Here is a 22,611-nt window from a genome sequence, read left to right on the forward strand (position 1 = left end):
TGGCTTCGGCCATCCGCCCTACGAGCGTCTCCCGCGCAGAGTGGACAACGGCGCAGCCTTGTCCACCCTGCGCAGAGATAGCCAGATATCGCCCTGGCCCTTGGCTCCAGGCGAGAGTTGCTCCTGCGCAGCGCCCACGTTATCGCACGCGCTTCAGGGTCCTCCGGCCTGCGGCTAGAACCAGGAACCCGAATTCCTGAACCATCTGCCCGCCCCATCGGTCCATCGCCTCAGAGCCAGACGCTCCGCAACAAGAACAACGATGGCAGGCGGCCGATGAAAACCTGGAAAGATCGCACCGACGGCGACGAGTCACCCTACGTTCCCTTGGGGCCATTCAAGCTACGACTGCCCTTTCTTCACTACCGCTTCGAGTGGCCGGACTACTTCCAGGGCCTGCTGATGTGCGCCGTGGACCTGGCGGCGATTCCGCTGATGACCGAACTGCTCGGCATGCCCTTCGAGGCGGCGCTGGCAGTGGTGATCCTCAACGGCCTGCTCTATCTGCTCCATCACCTGCTTGGCGACCCCGTGGTACCCGGCTGGATTACCCCGGCGATCCCGCTGCTGATGGCCTACTGCGCCACCTTCCCGGAGGGCCCCGAGCGCGTCCACGCACTGGTCTCGTTCCAGATCATGCTCGGCGTGCTATCGGTCTTTCTCGGCATGACCGGGCTGGCGGGCAAGGTGGTGCGCTTCGTTCCCGCCGCGATCAAGGCCGGAATCATCATGGGCGCAGGCTTCGCTGCGGTGATCACGGTATTCAAGGAAGGCGGTCGCTTCGACAGCTTCCCCTGGACCATCTCGATTGCCGTCGGGCTGGCCTTCTACCTGATCTTCTCGCGCCACTTCGCTGCGCTGAAGCAGCGCAACGCGCTCTGGGCAACCTTCGGCAAGCTCGGCATCTTTCCGATCATCGCCCTGGCGATCGTGCTCGCGCCGCTGTTCGGCGAGGCGCGCTGGCCAGACCTGGAGTGGGGCCTGTCCGCCCCCGACTTCGGCCTGCTCTGGCGCGAATACACGGTATTCGGTCTCGGCTGGCCGCCGGCCAGCCTGTTCCTGATCGCCCTGCCAACGGTCTTCGCCACCTATCTGGTGCTGTTTGGTGACGTCATCCAGAGCAAGGCCCTGCTGGACGAAGCCGACCAGGCACGCCCCGACGAGAAGATCGACTACCAGCCCGACCGCGCCCACCTGATCTTCGGCGCACGCAACGCGCTGATGGCGGTGTTCGGCCCGGACGTGGCGATGTGCGGGCCACTGTGGGCGGCCATGCACGTGGTCATCCTCGAGCGCTATCGCGAGGGTCGCAGGGTGATGGACTCGGTCTTCGGCGGCTCCGGCTCGTTTCGCTGGGGCACCAACACCGGCCTGCTGCTGATGCCGATCGTTACCCTGGTACAGCCGATCCTCGGTGTGGCGCTGGCACTGACGCTGCTGATCCAGGGCTATGTCAGTGTGCGCATCGGTATCCTCGCGGCCCGCAGCCAGCGCGACCTGGGCATCGCCGGAGTAGTCGGCGCGGTGCTCGCCACCCGTGGCGCGGCCTGGGCGTTCGCCACCGGCATCCTGCTCTGTCTGCTGATCTACGGCCGCGACTTCTTTCGCGGCGAGACCGACGGCACCTTCGCCTCCGCCAACGCGGCAGCGAAGAGACACGACGAGGAATGATGCTGTGCATTTTCTGATCAGCCCGTCTCAAGCCCCGGCCACGCTGGGCTGCAATCATCTGCTACCAATCTATCCACAGGCTTCTCCACCTGAACTGTGTGCATGTGGATCGCAATGCTCAAACAAAACATTGAAAACAATGGACTTTTTTCATAATCACAGAACCCCAGAAACGCCACGCAAGACTGATCATTTATTGACCAAAGCGCTACAGAGCCCGTCGCGGCGGGCCATGGGACATCCGTACAAAGGTTATCCACATGACTACCCACAGGCGTCGGGGATATCTTCTGGCCGCCCTTGAACGGGTGGCATTGCAGGGGCCCAAAGCAGACGCCACGTGGCCTGCAGCGATCCGTCCCCATCCAGCCCACAGCTTGTCCACAGCACCCCGCACTATCGAAGCGATTGAGAAAGACCAGCAGCCCTCTCGCCGCGACAGGCGCAGCATGGCGCTGAACCGATCCACCCAGGAGCCCGATCATGCAGCCAGCCCTACTCCTCCAGCAGTTGCTTGCCAGTTACGCCTGCGCCGTCTGCGGTAGCGTCCCCGGCAACTGACCGAAGCCGCTTGGTTGCCAGGGCGCCAACGGCTACCCTGTCGGCCCTTTTTATCTGCATGGAATCCCGATGCGTCTACGTTCGATCTGCGTGTTCTGCGGTGCCAGCCCTGGCGCCAATCCCATCTATGCCGAAGCCGCGGCCGAACTCGGTCGCAGCCTCGCCAATGCCGGGGTGACCCTGGTCTACGGCGGCGGTGAAGTCGGCCTGATGGGCGTGGTCGCCGATGCCGCCATGGCTGCCGGGGGCGAAGTGATCGGCGTGATCCCCCAGTCGCTGCAGGACTCCGAGATCGGCCACAAGGGCCTCACCCGCCTGGAGGTGGTCTCCGGCATGCACGCGCGCAAGGCGCGCATGGCCGAGTTGTCCGACGCCTTCATCGCCCTGCCAGGGGGACTGGGGACGCTGGAAGAACTGTTCGAAGTCTGGACCTGGGGCCAGCTCGGCTACCACGGCAAGCCGTTGGGCCTGCTCGAGGTCAACGGCTTCTACGGCAAACTGATCGGCTTCCTCGATCACCTTGTCGAAGAGCGCTTCGTGCGCAGCACCCATCGTTCCATGCTGCAGGTGCGCGAAACCCCGGCCGAGCTGCTCGAAGCGCTGACGAACTGGCAGCCGGATGTAGTACCCAAATGGAACGCCCGCGCACCGGAGTAGATCGCCCAGCACATCCGTGAAGTGGACGCGGCCCTCACTTTCGCAGAGCCGAGCCGACTGCGGACGGCGCAACAGGCCGCACCTGACAGCCTATGCACGAGCGATGAAGGAAGGTCGGCACCACTATGCCGGGAGAAGGGCCAAGCCCGCGTGGCAGAGCCTGAGTGACATGCCGTCCAGCCAGCGCCGGCTGAACGGCCGGGTGGGCACTGCAGCTTTTTGAATCCCTTGGCAGAAGCCTGTCGAACGGGATGCTAAGGTGCCGCCCTCCCGCCTCACCCAGCAAGGACGATCTTTCGTGAACAGCGGTTTTTCCCTCTTCGAAGCCATGCCGAGCCACCGGATGGCCCGTGAACAACTCGAACGCCGGCTCGATCTACCCAAACTCTTCGCCGCCATCGACGCCGACCCCGGCATCGTCGGCGCCGGCGTGGTCTACATCGACGAGCGCTTCAACGTATTCGTGCTGCGGGAGTTCCAGCCCATCTGCAGCATCGTGCCGAAGAAGGTGATCCTGCGCGAAGCCCCGCGCTACACCGCACCGGCCCAATATGCCGAGCAGATCAAGAACAGCCCGCGCGAATCGCGAGTGGTCGGCGAGGCAGTGGGCACCACCCTGGCCTGCGCCGGCGCGGTCATCGGCTGGTTCGTGGTCCTCAGCGGAACAGTAGCGGTACCGTTCAGCGCCGGCGCCAGCGCGGCAGTCACGGTGATCGCCTACTCCGCGGCCACCGCCAGCACCGCGCAGTGCCTGATCGGTGGAACGCGCACAGTGATGGAAGTGCGCGACCCCTCGTTCAATGACCGCCTCGACAGCGAAGAGTGGTACCAGACCACCATGACCATTCTCGACGGCGTATCCCTGGCCGGCGTGGGCGCCTCCGCCCTGACCACGGCGCGCCTGATCAACATGACCCGCGCAACGACCGGCAAGGGTACCCGCGACGTCTTGCGCGGCCTGAGTCGTCAGGAGCGCCGCAAACTCACCGACGAGCTGCTGCGACTCCAGCATCCGACGCTGTCGACGCAACTGGTGCGCCTGCGCCAGCTGGCGGGTGAGCTGCCCAAGCGCATCAGCAATACCGAAATCCGCCAGGCGACACTGCATCAGATCCGCGACTCGCTTGGCGCCACGCTGGGCTTCGCCGGCAGTGCCTACTCCGGCAATGTGAAGTCGATCGCGGTAGGCCTCTACGAGGAAATCGAGTGACCCTACCCCGTGACTGGGGCGCCGCGATGCGGCGCTACTTTCCGGTGTTCATCGGGGTGATTCTGCTGAGTGTGTTCTCGCTCGCCAGCACCCTGGTCCTGGTGCTCTACAGCTATCTTGCGCCACCGCGCTACGAGCAGTACCTGGCGGCGCTGGGGATCGGCCTGCTGGTCTGCCTGCTACTGGTCAACCTGAACTTCCTCATCAGCCGCGGCTTCGCCTGGGGCGCCCTGGGCAACGCGGCGATCCTCGGTGGCTGCCTGCTGCTGACGCTGCCGAGCCTCCTGTTCAGTGAAGACTACCTGCACTATGCAATAAGCCTGGCGCTGCAGGTCACCGGCCTCGGCCTGCTCGCCTCGCGCCGCTACCGCGAGATGCTGCATGTGCTCAGGCAGCTACGCCAGTTGCGCAAGGCTCGCTGAGCGCGCCGATCAGCGCGGCGCCACAGGTCGCGCGGCAGGCTTGCGACTGCCGCCCTTGCCCGCCTTGCCGGCGCCCATCTCGGCCTTGCGCTTGGCTTCCGCGGCGGCCTTGGCCTGCTCGCGCTTGTCCCAGGGGTTGCCGTCGTGGCTGCGCGGCGGCAGACCGGTGTGCTGGGTCAGCAGCTTGCCGCCGGCACCGGCCTTCTTGCTGCCGGCCGGGGTGGAGTTCTTGCGCCGCGCGCTCTTGTATTCGTCGACCTGCGGCTGATGCGCCGGAATCAGCTGGTGCTTGCCGTTGCCGATCAGGTCCGCACGGCCCATGCGGGTGAGCGCCTCGCGCAACATCGGCCAGCCTTTCGGATCGTGATAGCGCAGGAAGGCCTTGTGCAGACGACGCTGCTCCTCGCTCTTGACGATCTGCACACCGTCGCTCTTGTAGGTGACCTTGTGCAGCGGGTTCTTGCCCGAGTGATACATCGCCGTCGCCGAGGCCATCGGTGACGGATAGAAGGCCTGCACCTGGTCGGCACGGAAGCCGTTGCGCTTGAGCCAGAGCGCCAGGTTCATCATGTCTTCGTCGCTGGTGCCGGGGTGGGCGGCGATGAAGTAGGGGATCAGGTACTGCTCCTTGCCGGCTTCCTTCGAGTACTTCTCGAACATCTGCTTGAAGCGGTCGTAGCTGCCGATGCCCGGCTTCATCATCTTGTCCAGAGGGCCCCGCTCGGTGTGCTCCGGGGCGATCTTCAGGTAGCCGCCGACGTGGTGGGTGACCAGCTCCTTGACGTACTCGGGCGACTCCACCGCCAGGTCGTAGCGCAACCCGGAGGCGATCAGGATCTTCTTCACCCCCGGCAGGGCGCGCGCCTTGCGGTACAGCTCGATCAGCGAGCTGTGGTCGGTATTGAGGTTCTCGCAGATACCCGGGAACACGCAGGAGGGCTTGCGGCAGTGACGCTCGATCTCGGTGCTCTTGCAGGCGATGCGGTACATGTTCGCAGTCGGCCCGCCGAGGTCGGAGACCACGCCAGTGAAGCCCGGTACCTTCTTCATTTCCTCGATCTCGGCGAGGATGGATTCGTGCGAGCGGCTCTGGATGATGCGCCCTTCGTGCTCAGTGATCGAGCAGAAGGTACAGCCGCCGAAGCAGCCGCGCATGATGTTGACCGAGAAGCGGATCATCTCGTACGCCGGGATCTTCTCCTGGCCGTAGGCCGGATGCGGCACCCGCGCATAGGGCAGGCCGAAGACGTAATCCATCTCCTCGGTGGTCAGCGGGATCGGCGGCGGTGTCAGCCAGATGTCCAGATCGCCATGGCGCTGCACCAGCGCCCGCGCATTGCCAGGGTTGGTTTCCAGGTGCAGCACGCGGTTAGCGTGGGCGTAGAGCACCGCATCGCCGCGGACCTTCTCGAACGACGGCAGGCGGATCACGGTGCGCTCGCGCTCCAGGCGCGGATGATGCAGCAGCTGCACCACCTTGGCCTCCTGCGGGTCCTCATCGGGCTGCGCGCCCTTGTCCTGCTCGATGGCACAGGCCGAGGTGTCCTGGGTGTTGACGTAGGGGTTGATCACCTTGTCGACCCGGCCCGGACGATCGATGCGGGTGGAGTCGATCTCGAACCAGCCATCGGGCGTATCGCGACGGATGAACGCCGTGCCGCGCACGTCGCTGATGGCCTGGATCGACTCGCCACGCGACAGGCGCTGGGCCACTTCGACGATGGCGCGCTCGGCGTTGCCGTAGAGCAGCAGATCGGCGGTGGCGTCCATCAGGATCGAGCGGCGCACCTTGTCCGACCAGTAGTCGTAGTGGGCGATACGGCGCAGCGAGGCTTCGATGCCGCCAAGCACCACCGGTACCTGACTGTAGGCCTCCTTGCAGCGCTGGCTGTAGACCAGGCTGGCGCGGTCCGGGCGTTTGCCGGCCAGGCCGCCGGCGGTATAGGCGTCGTCCGAGCGGATCTTCTTGTCCGCGGTGTAGCGGTTGATCATCGAATCCATGTTGCCCGCCGCCACGCCGAAGAACAGGTTCGGCGCGCCCAGCTTCATGAAGTCGTCCTTCGAGCGCCAGTCCGGCTGGCTGATGATGCCGACGCGGAAACCCTGGGCCTCGAGCAGACGACCGATGATCGCCATGCCGAACGAGGGATGATCGACGTAGGCATCGCCGGTGACGATGATGATGTCGCACGAATCCCAGCCGAGCTGATCCATCTCCGCCCTGCTCATCGGCAGGAAGGGCGCGGGCCCGAAGCATTCGGCCCAGTACTTGGGATAGTCGAACAGCGGCTTGGCGGCGTGCATGATCGGATCAATGACTCGTGGGAAAAAGCGGGCGCGCAAGATAGCACAAAAAATGAACAATTCCGACTATGGCGCTAGGCCTCTCGGGCAGCTGCATGCCTGGCCAGCGCGGACGGACAAATTTCATTGCCCGCTCGAGCGGCTAACGGCGCCGGCTGCGCAGTGCGCCGCTATCGCCGGAAACTGCAGGCGCAATGCACGCTGCCTGTTGCCCCCTGGACGCAATAACCGCAGGGCATTGCGCCGCAGCACTCGGGAAAGTTGCGCGCTCAGGCCTGGTAGCGCCGCGGCACGCGCGCGGTGACCTTGGTCAGCAGCTCATAGCCGATGGTGCCGCAGGCCTGGGCGACTTCGTCGACCGGCAGCGCGGCGCCCCATAGCTCGACCGGCGAGCCGACCTGCACACCGCCCAGGTCGGTGACATCCACTGCCAGCATGTCCATCGACACACGCCCGGCCAGTCCGGCACGCTGCCCGTCGACCAGCACCGGCGTGCCGCTGGGCGCATGACGCGGATAACCGTCGGCGTAGCCGCAGCTGACGGTAGCGATCCGCGAGGGACGGCTGGCTACCCAGCTGGCGCCATAACCGACGCTTTCCCCTGCCGCGACATCACGCAGGGCGATCACCGCGCCGGTCAGGCTCATTGCCGGCCGCAGGCCCAGTTCGGCGGCGCTCAGGTCGGCGAAGGGCGTGGCGCCGTAGAGCATGATGCCCGGCCGGATCCAGTCCAGGTGCGCGGCAGGCATGCTGGTGACGGCGGCGGAGTTGGCCAGCGAGCGCTGGTCGAAATCCAGGTCGAGCAGATCGAGAAAGCACTCCAGCTGTACTTCGTTGAGCGAATCGCCACGCAGGTCGGCGCACGCGAAGTGGCTGATCAGGTTCAGCTCGGCCACCTGGCGAGCCCGGCACAACTGCGGATGCCAGCTGCGCAGGGCGGCGCTGTCGAAGCCGAGCCGGTGCATGCCGCTGTCGAGCTTGAGCCAGACATTCAGCGGCACGGCCAACTCGGCCGCCAGCAACGCCTCGGCCTGCTGCGGGCCCTGCACCACCACATCCAGGCGCATGCGCGCTGCGGCCTGAAACTCGGCCGGCTCGAAGCAGCCTTGCAGCAGCAGGATCCGCGCCTCGGCATGCAGGGCACGGACCTCGGCAGCCTCCTCGATACAGGCCACCGCGAAGCCGTCCGCCTCGTCATGCAGGGCCGTCACCACCTCGCGCGCGCCATGTCCGTAGGCGTTCGCCTTGACCACGGCAAAGGCCTGCCGGCCCGGCGCGCAGCGCTTGGCCAGGGCGTAGTTGTGACGAATGGCTGCCAGATCGACGGTGGCGACGAGGGGACGCATGGGGATTTTCCGAGGGCGGGAACGAAGGCCGCCATCTTACTCCGCAGAGGCCGACCGGGCAGCCTCCGCGACACGGCTCAGCACTACTCGTCGTCGAAGTTGTAGCTACCCGGCGCGAGATTCTCGAAGCGCGTGTACTTGCCGAGGAAGGCCAGGCGCACGGTACCGATCGGCCCGTTACGCTGCTTGCCGATGATGATCTCGGCGACACCCTTGTGTTCGGTTTCCGGGTGATAGACCTCATCGCGATAGACGAACATGATCACGTCGGCGTCCTGCTCGATCGCACCGGATTCACGCAGGTCGGAGTTCACCGGGCGTTTGTTCGGGCGCTGTTCAAGCGAGCGGTTGAGCTGCGACAGCGCCACTACCGGGCAATTGAATTCCTTGGCCAGCGCCTTGAGCGAGCGCGAGATCTCGGAGATCTCGTTGGTGCGGTTGTCGCCGGAGGAGCCGGGAATCTGCATCAGCTGCAGGTAGTCGATCATGATCATCGCCAGGTCGCCGTGCTCGCGCACCAGGCGCCGGGTGCGCGCGCGCATCTCGGAGGGGCTGATGCCGGCGGTGTCGTCGATGAACAGCTTGCGATCGTTGAGCAGGTTCACCGCACTGGTCAGGCGCGGCCAGTCGTCGTCGCTGAGCTGGCCGGAACGCACCTTGGTCTGGTCGATCCGACCGAGCGAGGACAGCATACGCATGATCAGCGAATCGCCGGGCATTTCCAGCGAATACACCAGCACCGCCTTGTCGCTGCGCAGCACCGCGTTCTCCACCAGGTTCATGGCGAAGGTGGTCTTGCCCATCGACGGACGGCCGGCGACGATGATCAGGTCCGACGGCTGCAGGCCGCTGGTCTTGTCATCCAGGTCGGCGTAGCCGGTGGACAGGCCGGTGATGGCGTCCGCGGTATTGAACAGCGTGTCGATGCGGTCGATGGCCTTGGTCAGCAGATCGTTGACCCCGACCGGGCCGCCGGTCTTGGGACGCGCCTCGGCGATCTGGAAGATCTGCCGCTCGGCTTCGTCGAGCACCTCGGCCGCGGTGCGCCCTTCCGGGTTGAAGGCGGTGTCGGCGATGGTGCTGCTGATGCCGATCAGCTGGCGCAGGGTGGCGCGCTCGCGAATGATCTGCGCGTAGGCCTTGATGTTGGCTACCGAAGGCGTGTTCTTGGCCAGTTCGCCCAGGTAGGCCAGTCCGCCGACCTGGCTCAGCTGACCCTCATTGTCCAGTTGCTCGGACAGCGTGACCACGTCGAACGGCGAGTTGCGATCGGCCAGCTTGGCAATGGCGCGGAAGATCAGTCGATGATCATGACGATAGAAGTCGCCGTCGGAAACCTGATCGAGCACCCGCTCCCACGCGTTGTTGTCCAGCATCAGACCGCCGAGCACGGCCTGCTCGGCCTCGATCGAATGCGGCGGGACCTTGAGCGAGGCGGTCTGCAGGTCGTACTGCTCGGGGACGGAGATATCGTTCATGGGGCTCGCGGAATTTCACTACTGCATAGAAAGACAAAGGGCACGAGACGCTTGCGCGAATCGTGCCCGATGTTACTCGCCGAACACCGAAGGTGTCAGGCGCTTTGTCGCAGCTTAGGCAGCGACCACAACCACTTTGACGGTGGCTTCGACGTCGCTGTGCAGGTGCACGGCAATGTCGAACTCGCCGACCTGGCGGATGGTGCCGTTCGGCAGGCGAACTTCGCTCTTGGCCACTTCCACGCCGGAGGCAGTCAGGGCGTCGGCGATGTCGGCGGTGCCGATGGAACCGAACAGCTTGCCTTCATCGCCCGCGGTAGCGGTGATGGTGACTTCCAGTTCGGCCAGTTGCGCAGCGCGAGTTTCGGCCGAGGCCTTCTTGTCGGCAGCTGCTTTTTCCAGGTCGGCACGACGCGCTTCGAAAGCAGCGACGTTGGCCGGCGTGGCAGCAGTAGCCTTGCCTTGCGGCAGGAGGAAGTTACGGCCGTAACCGGACTTCACGTTCACTTTGTCGCCCAGGTTGCCCAGGTTGGCGATCTTTTCCAGCAGGATGACTTCCATTTGAGTCTTACCTCTTAACTTTTAACCTTCACCGGCGCGACGGCAGGCCGCCGCGCATGGATGAGCTCAGACCGTGGTCTCAGCGGCCGTGGCTGTCGGTATAGGGCAGCAGGGCCAGGTAGCGGGCGCGCTTGATAGCGGTAGCCAGCTGACGCTGATAACGAGCCTTGGTACCGGTGATACGGCTGGGAACGATCTTGCCGGTCTCGGATACATAGGCCTTCAGAGTGTTGAGATCCTTGTAATCGATCTCCTTCACTTCTTCAGCGGTGAAACGGCAGAACTTACGACGACGGAAAAAACGTGCCATGAGATTGGCTCCTCAATAGATCCGGAAATTACTCGTCAGCGTTGTCGCTGTCGCTGTTGTCACCATCATCGCCATCGGCGGAGTCGGTGCTTTCAACGCGATCGCGACGCTCGCGACGCTCGCTGCGGTTTTCTTCCGCCTTGAGCATCTCGGACTGTTCGGTAACGGCTTCGTCGCGACGAATGACCAGGTTACGGATCACGGCATCGTTGTAACGGAAGTTGTCTTCCAGCTCGGCCAGGGCCTTGCCGCTGCACTCGACGTTCAGCATCACGTAGTGAGCCTTGTGAACGTTGTTGATTGCATAGGCCAGCTGACGACGACCCCAGTCTTCCAGACGATGGATCTTGCCACCGTCTTCTTCGATCAGCTTGGTGTAACGCTCGACCATGCCGCCGACTTGCTCGCTCTGATCCGGGTGGACCAGAAAGATGATTTCGTAATGACGCATAGATGCTCCTTACGGGTTGCAGCCTGCCGGAAAAGTACGGTCAGGCAAGGAGTGAATTGATTCGTTATGGCTTGCCGAAGCGAGGCGCACACAGGGCACGGCCGATTGGCAAGGGGCGCGATTGTACGGACCGGGAGGGCACACCGCAAGCACGCCGACACCAAAGATCGCCGCAACTCGACAAGCCGCAGGGCTGGCGCTCTGCCTGGCTGGGCCGCGCGCTCGATTGCAGCGCCCGGGCCGGCCAGACAAGGCTGCTAGCTGCGCGGCGCGCGACGCTGGCGAACGGCCTCGAACAGGCAGACACCGGTCGCTACCGAGACATTCAGGCTGCTGACGCTACCTGCCATCGGCAGCCTGACCAGATAGTCGCAGTGTTCACGGGTCAGCCGACGCATGCCCTTGCCCTCGGCGCCCATGATCAGGATGGTCGGCCCTGTGAAGTCGTGCTCATAGACTTCCTGCTCGGCCTCGCCGGCCGTGCCGACCGTCCACAGGCCGCGCTGGCGCAACTTCTCCAGCGTCCGCGCCAGATTGGTCACAGCCACCAGCGGCAGCACCTCGGCAGCGCCGCAGGCCACCTTGCGCACCGTGGCATTGAGGGTGGCGGACTTGTCCTTGGGCACGATCACCGCCTGCACACCCGCCGCATCGGCGGTCCGCAACACCGCGCCGAGGTTGTGCGGATCGGTCACCCCGTCGAGCACCAGCAGCAGCGGCGCGCCTTCGGTGCGGTCGAGCAACTCGTCGAGCATCGCCTCACCCCAGACCTGGCTGGGACTGACATCCGCCACCACGCCCTGGTGCACACCCTCGACCCAGGCGTCCATCTCGCGACGCTCGCACTGCCCCACATCGACGCGCTCCTGCGCGGCGATGGCGAGCAGGGCTTGAACCCGCGGATCGCTGCGCCCTTCGGCCAGCCAGACCTTCTTCACTCGCTTGGGATGGTGACGCAGCAGCGCCTCCACCGCATGCAGGCCGTAGACCTTCTCCAGCTGGCTCATGCCTTGTCCTTGGGCTTGCGCGAACCACCGCGGCGCCCTGACCCCTTGGCCGGCGCATCCTTGGTCTTGCCGGCGGTCTTCGCCTCACTGACCAGAGCCTGCTTGAGCGCACGACTCTTCTTCAGGTCGGCGCCGGCCGGCTCGGCAGCCGAGGAGCGCGAACGCTTGCGTGGCGCCGAGCTCTTCTTCTCGCCAGCAGCAGCTTTGTCCTTGCCTTCAGCGCGGGCCGGTTCGTTGGTGCGCCCTTTCTTGGCCACCGGCTTTGCCATCTGCCGCTCGCTCATCTCGAAGTCGATCTTGCGCTCGTCGAGATCGACACGCATGACCTTGACCTCGACGCTGTCGCCCAAGCGGAAGCTCTTGCCACTGCGCTCACCTTTGAGGCGGTGATGGACCGCATCGAAGTGGTAGTAGTCGCCCGGCAGCGCGGTCACATGGACCAGACCCTCGACGTAGATGTCCTTGAGCTCGACGAACAGACCGAAACCGGTGACCGCGGTAATCACACCCTCGAAGCTCTCGCCGACGCGATCCTGCATGAACTCGCACTTGAGCCAGCTGACCACGTCGCGGGTTGCCTCGTCGGCGCGCCGCTCGGTCAGCGAGCACTGCTCGCCGAGCTGCTCCAGCGCCGCCTCGTCATACGGATAGATCCGCGGCTTGGGCATGCTCGCAGCGCCGGCACGGCGCACGTGCGGCGTGTCCATCTTCGAGCGGATGACGCTGCGAATGGCGCGATGCACCAGCAGATCCGGATAACGACGGATCGGCGAGGTGAAGTGGGTGTAGGCCGGGTAGTTGAGACCGAAGTGGCCGTTGTTGTCGGCGCTGTACACCGCCTGGCTGAGCGAGCGCAGCATCACGGTCTGGATCAGATGGAAGTCCGGACGCCCCTGGATCGACTGCAGCAGTTGCTGATAGTCCTTCGGCGAAGGCCCTTCCTTGCCCCGATGCAGCGACAGCCCCAGCTCGCTGAGGAACGCCTTGAGCTTCTCCAGGCGCTCCGGCGGCGGGCCGTCATGCACGCGATAGAGCGAGGGGATGCCGTGCTTCTGCATGAACTCGGCGGTGGCGACGTTGGCCGCCAGCATGCATTCCTCGATCAGCTTGTGCGCGTCGTTGCGCTGGGTCGGCAGGATCTCGGCGATCTTGCGGTTGGCACCGAAGACGATGCGCGTTTCCTGCGTCTCGAAATCGATCGCGCCGCGTGTGGCGCGCGCCGCCAGCAGCACCTTATAGAGCGCGTGCAATTCCTTGAGATGCGGCAGCACCTCGGCGTATTCGCCACGCAAGCGCTTGCCTTCGGCCGCCTTGGGCTGCTCGAGCATCGCACTGACCTTGTTGTAGGTCAGACGCGCATGGGAATGGATCACCGCCTCGTAGAACTGGTAATCGCTGAGTTTGCCGGCCTTGGAGATGGTCATCTCGCAGACCATCGCCAGACGATCGACGTGCGGATTCAACGAGCAGAGGCCGTTGGACAGCTCCTCCGGCAGCATCGGGATCACCCGCTCGGGGAAATACACCGAGTTGCCGCGCTTCTGCGCCTCTTCATCCAGCGCAGAGTCGATCTTGACGTAATGGGACACGTCGGCGATCGCCACGTACAGACGCCAGCCACCCTTGAACGGATTCCAGCCGCCGATCTTCTCGCAATAGACCGCGTCGTCGAAGTCACGGGCATCTTCACCATCGATGGTGACAAACGCCAGGTCGCGCAGATCGACACGCTTCTCCTTGTCCTTCTCGAGCACCTCGGGCTTGAGCCGAGCCGCTTCCTTCACCACCGCCTCGGGCCAGACATTGGGAATGTCGTAACTGCGCAGGGCAACGTCGATTTCCATGCCCGGCGCCATGTAGTTGCCGATGACCTCGACGATGTCGCCCTGCGGCTGGAAGCGCGCAGTGGGCCAGTGGGTGATTCTGATCTCGACGAACTGACCGACCTTCGCATTGCCGGTGCGGCCTGGAGTGACCAGGACCTCCTGCTGGATCTTCGGGTTGTCAGGAACCACGAAGCCGATGCCGCTTTCCTCGAAGTAGCGGCCAACGACTGTCTCGTGGGCGCGCGACACCACCTCGACCAACCCACCTTCACGACGTCCGCGACGGTCCAGGCCGGTGACCCGCGCCAGCGCGCGGTCACCATCGAAGACCAGACGCATCTGGCTTGGGCCGAGAAACAGGTCATCACTGCCGTCGTCGGGGATGAGGAAGCCGAAGCCGTCACGATGACCGCTGACGCGGCCGGCGATCAGATCGAGCTTGTCGACTGGTGCATAGGTGCCGCGTCGAGTGAAGATGAGCTGGGCATCCCGCTCCATCGCCCGCAGGCGACGCCGCAGGGCTTCGAGCTGTTCTTCGCTAACCAGGCCGAATTCGGCCACCAGTTGCTCGCGCGTCGCGGGCGAGCCTCGGTCCGAGAGATGCTGAAGAATCAACTCACGGCTAGGAATGGGGTTTTCGTATTTTTCCGCCTCGCGGGCGGCCTCGGGATCGAGGGATTGCCAATCGGCCATTAGAGGGTGTTCACCTGTTTGATATGTCGCATGCTTTGATTCAGCGTCTTGTCTTTAAGCGCATAAGGCTATCTTGGTCTGCCTCGGCGCACGAATAAAGTTTTTTTTCACAGCAGGGCTTTACAACCCCCCACATGCTCCGTATATTTCGCGCCCACAACGACGGCAAACGTCGATGTGGTTGAAAGTACACGAGAAATCGTCGAACTCAACGCCCAGGTGGCGGAATTGGTAGACGCACTAGGTTCAGGTCCTAGCGGTGGCAACACCGTGGAAGTTCGAGTCTTCTCCTGGGCACCATATTCCACAAAGAACCGAGCCTCACGGCTCGGTTTTTTGTTTGTGCTGAAAAAAGCCCCGCACCACTAGCGCGCCCCTCGATGCGATGCAGAAACAAAAAAGGCCGCCTCACGGCAGCCTTTCTTGCATCAGTCCACCGATCAGGCGAAAGGATGGCGCAACACGATGGTCTCGTTGCGATCCGGGCCGGTCGAGATGATGTCGATCGGCGCACCGACCAGCTCTTCGACCCGACGGATGTAGGCGCGCGCATTCGCCGGCAACTCTTCCAGACTCTTGGCTCCCAGCGTGGACTCGCTCCAACCTGACACATCCTCGTACACCGGCTGCAGACCGAGATAGCTATCGGCATCGGTTGGCGCATCGATAACCACACCCTTGTCGTTCTTGTAGCCGACACAGATGCGGATGGTCTCCAGACCGTCGAGTACATCCAGCTTGGTCAGGCAGATGCCGGAAATGCTGTTGATCTCGATGGCCCGACGCAGGATGACCGCATCGAACCAGCCACAGCGACGCGCACGTCCGGTGGTGGAACCGAATTCATGACCACGTTCGGCCAGACGCGCCCCAACATCGTCGAACAGCTCGGTCGGGAACGGACCCGAACCTACGCGAGTGGTGTAGGCCTTGGTGATGCCGAGGATGTAGTCCAGGTACAACGGACCGAATCCGGAACCGGTAGCTATGCCACCTGCAGTGGTATTCGAGCTGGTGACGTAGGGGTATGTGCCGTGGTCGATGTCGAGCAGAGAGCCCTGCGCGCCTTCGAACATGATGTCACGCTCGGCTCGGCGCAGCTCGTGCAGCTCTGCAGTGACATCAGCCACCATCGGGCGCAGCTCTTCGGCGTAGGCCATGCACTCTTCGAGCAGGCTCTGGAAGTCTACCGCCGGCTCCTTGTAATAGTTCTGCAGGACGAAGTTATGGTAGTCCAGCAGCTCGCCAAGCTTGGCGGCGAAACGCTCGCGATGGAACAGATCCCCGACGCGCAGACCGCGGCGCGCGACCTTGTCCTCATACGCCGGGCCGATACCGCGTCCGGTGGTGCCAATCTTGGCATCGCCACGCGCCTTCTCGCGCGCCTGATCCAGCGCGACGTGGTAGGACAGAATCAGCGGACAGGACGGGCTGATCTTCAGGCGCTTGCGCACCGGCACGCCCTTTTCCTCAAGCTTGCGAATCTCGCGCATCAGCGCGTCGGGTGCGACCACCACGCCATTGCCGATCATGCACTGGACGTTCTCACGCAGAATGCCGGACGGAATCAGGTGCAGAACGGTCTTCTCACCGTCGATGACCAGGGTATGACCGGCATTGTGGCCACCCTGATAGCGCACGACCGCAGCGACCTGCTCGGTCAGCAGGTCGACGATCTTGCCCTTGCCCTCATCACCCCACTGGGTGCCCAGGACCACGACATTCTTACCCATTGCAGATTCCTCTTAGCGCAAGCTGTATACCGGCATGCACCGGCCTGAAAACACAATCAATTCAACGAAACGAGCTGCCAGACGCCATCGCGCAGCTCAAGCAGGCTGTCACAGCCACAGGCACGGGCAGACTCGCGGCCCTGGCCAGGCAACGCCTGAATCACCCGACGCCCTTGGCCACGCAACTCGCGCACGCACGCCCAGAGCGCGGCGTCGTCAGACAACGGAACCCAGATCGCTGCGGACTCGACCACAGGGCGGCTTTCGCCCAGCGCAACCAGAGTTCGCAGATCAGTGGAAAATCCGGTGGCCGGACGTGCACGACCGAAGTCGGCGCCGATGTCGTCATAGCGCCCGCCCTGGGCGATGGACTGACCCAGGCCCGGCACGAACGCAGCGAAGACCACACCGGTGTGGTAGTGGTAGCCGCGCAATTCGCCCAGATCGAAATACAGCGGTATCTGCGGGAAGCGCGCCGCCAGGCCGGCGGCGATCGATTCCAGAGAGCCCAACGCATCCCGAACCGCAGCCGGGGCGGCAGCCAGACGCTGACGCGCCAGTGCCAGCACTTCGCGCCCGCCGCAGAGTTCAACCAGCGCGCGCAGCATCTCGCGTACCTGCGATGGCAACGGCTCAGTGAGCGCGAAGACCTCCTCGGTCGCCTTGCGCTGCAGAGCGTCAAACAACTGCTGCTCGGCCGCACCGTCCAGTCCGGCCAAGGCCGCCAGCGCGCGATAGATCCCCACATGTCCCAGGTCCATGTGCACATCAGCCACGCCAGCCAGATCGAGGGTCTCCAGCATCAGGCTGATGACCTCCAGATCCGCGGCAGCGCTGGCGTCGCCATAGAGTTCGGCACCCAGCTGAATCGGGCTGCGCGAGATCGACAGCGCCTGCGGCCAGGCGTGCAGCACGCTGCCTGCATAGCAGAGTCGGCTTGGTCCCTCGCGACGCAGGGTATGCGCATCGATACGCGCCACCTGCGGGGTGATGTCGGCACGAAAGCCCATCTGCCGACCGGACTTGGGATCGACCACCTTGAAAGTGCGCAGATCCAGATCCTGACCGGCACCTGTAAGCAGGGACTCGAGATACTCGACATGCGGCGTGATCACCAGCTCATAGCCCCAGCCATGGAACTGATCGAGCACCTGTCGACGTGTCGCCTCGATGCGCGCCGCTTCCGGCGGCAGAATTTCTTCGATGCCATCTGGCAGCAGCCAGCGGTCTACCGTTGCCATTTCGCCATTCCCCTCGTTCACCGGGCGGCAGCCTTCAATGAAGCAGATAAAGTAACGCGGTGCCCAGCAGCATGCTGGCCAACCCCATCATGCGCAGCCGCCGCTCGGGCAACTGCGCGATATGTGCGACAGCCATGCGCCAACGTCGCGGATAGAGAAAGGGCAGGATGCCTTCGAGCACCAGCACCAAACACAGGGCGATGCCCAATTCCTGCCACATGATTCCCATAGACGCAAAAAAGCCGGGGTTTTTCCCGGCTGCCGAATCATAACACGTTTCCTCGCGGGATCACCCCGGCCGGCTTGAGGCCGGCCGGGTCAACCCTCAGCGCGCGGACTTTTCCATGTAGCGGAAAAAGTCGCTGGACGGGTCAAGGACCAATACGTCGCCCTTGCTGTCGAAGCTGGCACGATAGGCCTGCAGGCTGCGGTGGAACGCGTAGAACTCGCGATCGGCATCGTAGGCCTCGGCATAGATCGCTGCCGCTTGCGCATCGCCATCACCGCGAATTTCTTCCGCCTCGCGATAAGCCTCTGCCAGCAGCACGCGGCGCTGACGATCGGCGTCCGCACGAATACCCTCCGCCAGCTCTCGGCCCTTGGCCCGATGCTCACGCGCCTCGCGCTCACGCTCGGATGCCATGCGATCGAAGACGCTGCGATAGACCTCTTTAGGCAGATCGATCGACTTGACCCGAACATCCAGCACTTCGATACCCAGCTCTTTCTGCGCCATGCCGTTGAGTGAAGAGGTAATGGCAGCCATCAGGGCATCGCGCTCACCGGAAACCACCTCATGCAGCGTCCGTTTGCCGAACTGGTTGGACAGCCCAGCCACCAGACGCTGAGTCAGGCGGTCGTCGGCGATCTGCTTCTGCCCAGAGGTGGCGGTGTAAAACAGCTCGGCGTCCGCGACACGCCACTTGGCGTATGCATCCACCATCACCGCTTTCTTCTCCAGCGTCAGGAAACGCTGCGTCGGCGAATCCAGGGTCAGCAGGCGCGCATCGAACTTGCGCACGGTGTTCACCAGCGGAATCTTCACGTGCAGCCCGGGCTGCACATCTGCTTCCACGACTCGACCGAATTGCAGCAAGACCGCCTTTTCGGTTTGAGAAATGATGTAGAAGCTGTTCCAGCCGATCAGCGCCAGAACCACTGCAACGACTAGCAGGGACAGGGATTTATTGTTCATCAGCGAGTCTCCCTGGTCCGCGGATCACGGATATCGGCGCCGGAATTGCTGCGACTGGCACTATCTGAAGCCGCTGGGGCAGTGATACCGGACGAGTTGCTCGATGAGCCCGAACGGTTCTCGATCATCTTGTCGAGCGGCAGATACAGAAGATTGCTCTGCCCATCCTTTCCGGTCACCAGCACCTTGCTGGTGCTCGACAGAACTTCCTGCATGGTTTCCAGGTAGAGGCGCTCGCGGGTCACTTCCGGGGCGCGCCGATATTCGGCGACCAGCTTGCTGAAGCGATCCGCCTCGCCGCGAGCACGGGAGATGACTTCCTCGCGATAACCGTTGGCATCTTCCAGCAGTCGCTGGGCCTGGCCACGCGCCTCCGGAACTACGCCATTGGCATAGGTTTCCGCCTGATTCTTCTCGCGCTGCTCGTCCTCGCGAGCACGGATAACGTCGTCGAAAGCGTCCTTGACTTCCGCCGGCGCAGTAGCCCGCTGGATGTTCACCTGAGTCACGGATATCCCCGTGCCATAGGTATCCAGGAAGCTTTGCAGTCGCTCGCGGACCTCTTCAGACATCTGCTCGCGACCCTGGGTGATCACTTGATCCATGGTGGTGGAACCCGCCACGTGGCGCAGGGCGCTGTCGGTCGCATGCTTGAGACTGACCTCGGGCTGGTCGACGTTGAGCACGTAGTCCTTGAGGTTGCTGATCTTGTACTGCACGGTCAGCGGCACTTCGACGATGTTCTCGTCTTCGGTGAGCATCTGGCTGGTGGTCGAGTAGGTACGCTCGGCAGTGACGTTTTCCTGGTACTTGCGATCGATCGGCGGGAAATACAGGTTGAGGCCATCGCCGACAGTGCTGTGGTACTCACCGAAGCGCAGAATTACCGCCTGTTCCTGGGCGTCAACGATGTAGACCGCGTTGTACAGCCAGACGGCGAACAGCAGACCGAGAATGATCGCGAACAGACCATAGCCACCGCCCTTGCCGCCGCTACTGCTATCGCCTCCACCCCGTTTCTTGCCGCCGAACAGACCATTCAGGCTGTCCTGCAACTTGCGGAAGGCTTCGTCGAGATCAGGCGGCCCCTTCTGATCGCCGCCACCGCGGCGACCACCCCAGGGATCCTGATTGTTCGAGTTGCCACCCGGCTCATTCCAAGCCATAGCGCTCTCCATCACGAATAAAGCAAAGACGCGCCAGAGGCGCGCCGACCAATGCTACAGAATGCCCGACTACGGCGGCAAAATCGCCTGCCTGGGCTTTATTGCAAAGTATGTTGCGCCAGAAACTCCGCAGGCTGCCAGCCTTCTCGCGTTACCAGGCGATTCAGCTCCACTCGCGGCAGGCGAATTGCCAGCAGACTGTCGCCCGCCCCGTCATGATCTTCGCTCTGCACCGCGCCAGCCTCGAAGAACTGCGCACGCAAGCGAGCAAGCGACTGGGGCAGACACAGGGTGCCGACGAACAGATCATCACCCAACAGCTCGGCAATCGCCTGATGCAGAAGCTCCAGCCCTCGACCTGCCTGCGCCGAAAGCCAGACCCTCTCCGGACGACCGTCACCACGCCGCTGGATCTGTGGCTCGACCCCGTCGAGCAGATCAATCTTGTTGTAGACCTCTAGAATCGGTAGCTCGTTGGCGCCGATCTCCGCCAGCACCGCTAGCACCTGCTCGACCTGCTGATCCCGCTCGGGCTCGTGGGAGTCGATCACGTGCAGCAGCAGCTCCGAGTTGCTCGACTCCTCGAGCGTTGCGCGAAATGCCTCGACCAGCTTGTGCGGCAGGTGGCGAATGAAACCCACGGTATCCGCCAGCACGATCGGCCCCAGATCCGCCAGCTCAAGCCGGCGCAAGGTCGGGTCAAGGGTCGCGAAGAGCTGGTCCGCGGCATAGACCTCCGACTGGGTCAGTGCATTGAACAGCGTCGATTTGCCGGCATTGGTGTAGCCCACCAACGACACCGAGGGAATATCGGCGCGCCGTCGACCACGGCGAGCCTGCTCACGCTGGCTGCGAACCTTGTCCAGGCGTGCCTTGATCTGGCGCAGCCGCACACGCAGCAGACGCCGGTCGGTTTCCAGCTGCGTCTCACCCGGACCACGCAGACCGATACCCCCCTTCTGTCGCTCAAGGTGGGTCCAGCCTCGCACCAGACGTGTACTCATGTGCTCGAGCTGGGCCAGTTCGACCTGCAGCTTGCCCTCATGGGTGCGCGCCCGCTGGGCAAAGATGTCCAGAATCAGACCGGTGCGGTCCAGTACCCGACAGGACAGCGCCGCCTCGAGATTGCGCTCCTGGCTGGGAGTGAGCGTGTGATTGAAGATCACCAGGTCTATCTGCTCGGCCTCGACCAGGTCCCGCAGTTCATCGACCTTGCCGGTGCCAACCAGAAACTTGGCGGTTGGCCGATGCCGCGGCACGCAGACCATGCAGACGATTTCCGCGCCGGCGGAAAGCGCCAGCTCGCGGAACTCCTGCGCATCTTCGCGCACCTGCGGGTCCTGACCTTCGAGATGAACCAGTACGGCTCTCTCCCCACCCCCATGACGCTCGAAGAACAATGCGGACTCCCGTCAGGCGTTGCCGGGTTCAGCGTCAGCCTGACCGTCTTCCGATGCACTCGGCAGACGAACCGGACGGCTCGGAACCACGGTGGAGATCGCGTGCTTGTAGACCATCTGGCTGACAGTGTTCTTCAGCAGAATAACGAACTGGTCAAAGGACTCGATCTGGCCCTGCAGCTTGATGCCGTTGACCAGATAGATGGATACCGGGACGCGTTCCTTACGCAGGGTATTGAGGTAAGGGTCTTGTAGCGAATGCCCTTTCGACATGTGCCGCACTCCTTGGAGGATCAATAGTTATAGTTTTTTCAAATGAAGCCAAAAAAAGGCCACCGCCCCTAGGATAGACGGTCACCGGCCATATTCTCAGGCCAATATGGAGACCGCCGCCAGGTATTTCAAGGCGCGTGGCAGATTGTCACTCGCCAGACTGTCGAGCCAATGCAGCTCGTCCCAGCCGCGCAGCCAGGTAAATTGGCGCTTGGCCAGCTGTCGCGTGGCGGCGACACCCTTTGCAATCATTTCCTCTCGCGGCACCACCCCATCAAGGTATTCCCAGACCTGGCGATAGCCCACCGAGCGCATCGACGGCATATCCGGCTGCAGGCCGGGACGCAGTCGCAAGGCTTCGACCTCTTCGACGAACCCCTGTTCCAGCATGATCCGGAATCGCCTAGCGATACGCTCGTGCAACTGCTGCCGCTGCGCCGGCGCAATGGCCAGCTGCACCAGGGTGTAGGGTAGTGCGGACGCACCCGCGGCAGCCTGGCGACGACGATGCTCGCTCATCGACAGGCCGCTGGCGCGATAGACCTCGAGCGCACGAACCAGGCGCTGCGGGTCATTGGGATGAATACGCGCAGCCGACTCGGCATCCACCCGCGCCAATTCCCGATGCAGCGCCTCGAGCCCCTCGGCAGCCGCCCATGCTTCCAGTTCGGTGCGCAGCGCCGGGTCGGCGGCGGGCATCTCGGCGAGCCCATCGAGCAGCGCGCGAAAGTACAGCATGGTGCCGCCAACCAGCAGTGGGATGCGTCCACAGGCAGTGATCTCGGCCATCGCCGCCAGCGCATCGCTGCGAAACTCCGCCGCCGAGTAGCTCTGCTCCGGCTCGCGGATATCGATCAAGCGATGCGGAAACTCGGCCAGCACCCCGGGTTCCGGCTTGGCGGTGCCGATGTCCATGCCGCGATAGACCAGCGCCGAATCCACACTGACCAGCTCACAAGGCAGCAGGCGCGCCAGCTCAAGCGCCAGATCGGTCTTGCCCGAGGCGGTCGGACCCATCAGGAAAATGGCGGGAGGCAGGGGCTTGGTCATAACGCTTAAATCGTTCTCAGAGCGTCGCAAGCGGCTCAGGCAAGGCATGAATCAGT

General features: G+C 63.6%; 20 protein-coding genes and 1 tRNA gene. 5 read left to right on the plus strand and 16 right to left on the minus strand.

From position 1 onward, the window contains the following. Positions 1-276 precede the first annotated feature (276 nt). The 4 genes from DBO85_RS02025 to DBO85_RS02040 all read left to right on the plus strand — a co-directional run bounded on the left by DBO85_RS02025 (position 277) and on the right by DBO85_RS02040 (position 4,521). Positions 277-1,671: a hypothetical protein gene (locus tag DBO85_RS02025; protein ID WP_108104780.1), complete on the plus strand. Its 1,395-nt coding sequence runs from the start codon at positions 277-279 to the stop codon at positions 1,669-1,671. A gap of 630 nt (positions 1,672-2,301) precedes the next feature. Beyond that, complete coding sequence (locus DBO85_RS02030; protein WP_108104781.1) at positions 2,302-2,889, plus strand: LOG family protein; 588 nt, start codon at positions 2,302-2,304, stop codon at positions 2,887-2,889. Positions 2,890-3,217: 328 nt separating this feature from the next. Further along, on the plus strand, positions 3,218-4,099 hold the full coding sequence (locus tag DBO85_RS02035) for an NAD synthetase (RefSeq protein ID WP_108104962.1): 882 nt from the start codon (positions 3,218-3,220) through the stop codon (positions 4,097-4,099). Continuing rightward, complete coding sequence (locus DBO85_RS02040; protein WP_108104783.1) at positions 4,096-4,521, plus strand: hypothetical protein; 426 nt, start codon at positions 4,096-4,098, stop codon at positions 4,519-4,521. Before DBO85_RS02035 ends, DBO85_RS02040 begins: the two co-directional genes overlap by 4 nt. 9 nt (positions 4,522-4,530) lie before the next feature. On the opposite strand, the gene DBO85_RS02045 is transcribed toward DBO85_RS02040, so the two are convergent. From DBO85_RS02045 to rnr, 8 genes are all read right to left on the minus strand, one after another. Further along, entirely contained in the window at positions 4,531-6,825 is a 2,295-nt protein-coding gene (locus DBO85_RS02045) for a YgiQ family radical SAM protein (RefSeq protein WP_108104785.1), read from the minus strand. Between the two features lie 269 nt (positions 6,826-7,094). After that, the gene (gene alr, locus DBO85_RS02050; protein WP_108104788.1) at positions 7,095-8,171 is read right to left on the minus strand and encodes an alanine racemase; all 1,077 of its coding nucleotides are present in this window, start codon (positions 8,169-8,171) and stop codon (positions 7,095-7,097) included. A gap of 83 nt (positions 8,172-8,254) precedes the next feature. After that, positions 8,255-9,649, minus strand: coding sequence for a replicative DNA helicase (dnaB, locus tag DBO85_RS02055; RefSeq protein WP_108104790.1), 1,395 nt, complete (start codon positions 9,647-9,649; stop codon positions 8,255-8,257). A gap of 114 nt (positions 9,650-9,763) precedes the next feature. Beyond that, complete coding sequence (gene rplI / locus DBO85_RS02060) at positions 9,764-10,210, minus strand: 50S ribosomal protein L9 (RefSeq protein WP_108104792.1); 447 nt, start codon at positions 10,208-10,210, stop codon at positions 9,764-9,766. A 79-nt stretch (positions 10,211-10,289) separates the two neighbouring features. Then, positions 10,290-10,520, minus strand: coding sequence for a 30S ribosomal protein S18 (rpsR, locus tag DBO85_RS02065; protein ID WP_108104794.1), 231 nt, complete (start codon positions 10,518-10,520; stop codon positions 10,290-10,292). Positions 10,521-10,548: 28 nt separating this feature from the next. Continuing rightward, positions 10,549-10,971 carry a 30S ribosomal protein S6 gene (gene rpsF / locus DBO85_RS02070; RefSeq protein WP_108104796.1) on the minus strand — a complete coding sequence of 141 codons (423 nt, stop codon included), beginning with the start codon at positions 10,969-10,971 and terminating at the stop codon, positions 10,549-10,551. 257 nt (positions 10,972-11,228) lie between these two features. Then, positions 11,229-11,978 carry a 23S rRNA (guanosine(2251)-2'-O)-methyltransferase RlmB gene (gene rlmB / locus DBO85_RS02075; protein WP_108104797.1) on the minus strand — a complete coding sequence of 250 codons (750 nt, stop codon included), beginning with the start codon at positions 11,976-11,978 and terminating at the stop codon, positions 11,229-11,231. Continuing rightward, positions 11,975-14,497, minus strand: coding sequence for a ribonuclease R (gene rnr, locus DBO85_RS02080; RefSeq protein WP_108104799.1), 2,523 nt, complete (start codon positions 14,495-14,497; stop codon positions 11,975-11,977). The genes rlmB and rnr overlap by 4 nt, the downstream gene beginning before the upstream one ends. A 213-nt stretch (positions 14,498-14,710) precedes the next feature. On the opposite strand from rnr, the gene DBO85_RS02085 reads away from it, so the two are divergent. After that, positions 14,711-14,797 (plus strand) — tRNA-Leu (locus DBO85_RS02085). A 140-nt stretch (positions 14,798-14,937) separates the two neighbouring features. On the opposite strand, the gene DBO85_RS02090 is transcribed toward DBO85_RS02085, so the two are convergent. The 8 genes from DBO85_RS02090 to miaA form a co-directional block, all read right to left on the minus strand. Next, positions 14,938-16,230: an adenylosuccinate synthase gene (locus tag DBO85_RS02090; RefSeq protein WP_108104801.1), complete on the minus strand. Its 1,293-nt coding sequence runs from the start codon at positions 16,228-16,230 to the stop codon at positions 14,938-14,940. A gap of 56 nt (positions 16,231-16,286) precedes the next feature. Further along, positions 16,287-17,471 (minus strand): ATP phosphoribosyltransferase regulatory subunit, encoded by a 1,185-nt coding sequence (locus DBO85_RS02095; RefSeq protein WP_108104803.1) that lies wholly within the window; start codon positions 17,469-17,471, stop codon positions 16,287-16,289. Between the two features lie 34 nt (positions 17,472-17,505). After that, complete coding sequence (locus DBO85_RS02100; RefSeq protein WP_108104805.1) at positions 17,506-17,691, minus strand: DUF2065 domain-containing protein; 186 nt, start codon at positions 17,689-17,691, stop codon at positions 17,506-17,508. Positions 17,692-17,796: 105 nt separating this feature from the next. Further along, positions 17,797-18,666 (minus strand): protease modulator HflC, encoded by an 870-nt coding sequence (gene hflC, locus DBO85_RS02105; RefSeq protein WP_108104807.1) that lies wholly within the window; start codon positions 18,664-18,666, stop codon positions 17,797-17,799. Then, positions 18,666-19,832: an FtsH protease activity modulator HflK gene (gene hflK / locus DBO85_RS02110; protein WP_108104809.1), complete on the minus strand. Its 1,167-nt coding sequence runs from the start codon at positions 19,830-19,832 to the stop codon at positions 18,666-18,668. Before hflK ends, hflC begins: the two co-directional genes overlap by 1 nt. A 98-nt stretch (positions 19,833-19,930) precedes the next feature. Beyond that, entirely contained in the window at positions 19,931-21,232 is a 1,302-nt protein-coding gene (gene hflX, locus DBO85_RS02115; RefSeq protein ID WP_108104811.1) for a ribosome rescue GTPase HflX, read from the minus strand. Between the two features lie 12 nt (positions 21,233-21,244). Next, complete coding sequence (gene hfq / locus DBO85_RS02120) at positions 21,245-21,505, minus strand: RNA chaperone Hfq (RefSeq protein WP_108104813.1); 261 nt, start codon at positions 21,503-21,505, stop codon at positions 21,245-21,247. A gap of 96 nt (positions 21,506-21,601) precedes the next feature. After that, the gene (gene miaA, locus DBO85_RS02125) at positions 21,602-22,555 is read right to left on the minus strand and encodes a tRNA (adenosine(37)-N6)-dimethylallyltransferase MiaA (RefSeq protein ID WP_108104815.1); all 954 of its coding nucleotides are present in this window, start codon (positions 22,553-22,555) and stop codon (positions 21,602-21,604) included. Positions 22,556-22,611: the final 56 nt, after the last annotated feature.

Source organism: Pseudomonas mangrovi, from assembly GCF_003052585.1.
Taxonomy (GTDB): domain Bacteria; phylum Pseudomonadota; class Gammaproteobacteria; order Pseudomonadales; family Pseudomonadaceae; genus Aquipseudomonas; species Aquipseudomonas mangrovi.

Coding starts and splice junctions, on each gene's coding strand:
- hflC (WP_108104807.1), bottom strand. CDS start 18,666: ATGAACAATAAATCCCTGTCCCTGCTAGTCGTTGCAGTGGTTCTGGCG.
- DBO85_RS02025 (WP_108104780.1), top strand. CDS start 277: ATGAAAACCTGGAAAGATCGCACCGACGGCGACGAGTCACCCTACGTT.
- DBO85_RS02090 (WP_108104801.1), bottom strand. CDS start 16,230: ATGGGTAAGAATGTCGTGGTCCTGGGCACCCAGTGGGGTGATGAGGGC.
- rpsF (WP_108104796.1), bottom strand. CDS start 10,971: ATGCGTCATTACGAAATCATCTTTCTGGTCCACCCGGATCAGAGCGAG.
- rlmB (WP_108104797.1), bottom strand. CDS start 11,978: ATGAGCCAGCTGGAGAAGGTCTACGGCCTGCATGCGGTGGAGGCGCTG.
- DBO85_RS02100 (WP_108104805.1), bottom strand. CDS start 17,691: ATGTGGCAGGAATTGGGCATCGCCCTGTGTTTGGTGCTGGTGCTCGAA.
- miaA (WP_108104815.1), bottom strand. CDS start 22,555: ATGACCAAGCCCCTGCCTCCCGCCATTTTCCTGATGGGTCCGACCGCC.
- hfq (WP_108104813.1), bottom strand. CDS start 21,505: ATGTCGAAAGGGCATTCGCTACAAGACCCTTACCTCAATACCCTGCGT.
- DBO85_RS02035 (WP_108104962.1), top strand. CDS start 3,218: ATGCCGAGCCACCGGATGGCCCGTGAACAACTCGAACGCCGGCTCGAT.
- rplI (WP_108104792.1), bottom strand. CDS start 10,210: ATGGAAGTCATCCTGCTGGAAAAGATCGCCAACCTGGGCAACCTGGGC.
- alr (WP_108104788.1), bottom strand. CDS start 8,171: ATGCGTCCCCTCGTCGCCACCGTCGATCTGGCAGCCATTCGTCACAAC.
- rnr (WP_108104799.1), bottom strand. CDS start 14,497: ATGGCCGATTGGCAATCCCTCGATCCCGAGGCCGCCCGCGAGGCGGAA.
- DBO85_RS02045 (WP_108104785.1), bottom strand. CDS start 6,825: ATGCACGCCGCCAAGCCGCTGTTCGACTATCCCAAGTACTGGGCCGAA.
- DBO85_RS02095 (WP_108104803.1), bottom strand. CDS start 17,471: ATGGCAACGGTAGACCGCTGGCTGCTGCCAGATGGCATCGAAGAAATT.
- DBO85_RS02030 (WP_108104781.1), top strand. CDS start 2,302: ATGCGTCTACGTTCGATCTGCGTGTTCTGCGGTGCCAGCCCTGGCGCC.
- hflK (WP_108104809.1), bottom strand. CDS start 19,832: ATGGCTTGGAATGAGCCGGGTGGCAACTCGAACAATCAGGATCCCTGG.
- dnaB (WP_108104790.1), bottom strand. CDS start 9,649: ATGAACGATATCTCCGTCCCCGAGCAGTACGACCTGCAGACCGCCTCG.
- rpsR (WP_108104794.1), bottom strand. CDS start 10,520: ATGGCACGTTTTTTCCGTCGTCGTAAGTTCTGCCGTTTCACCGCTGAA.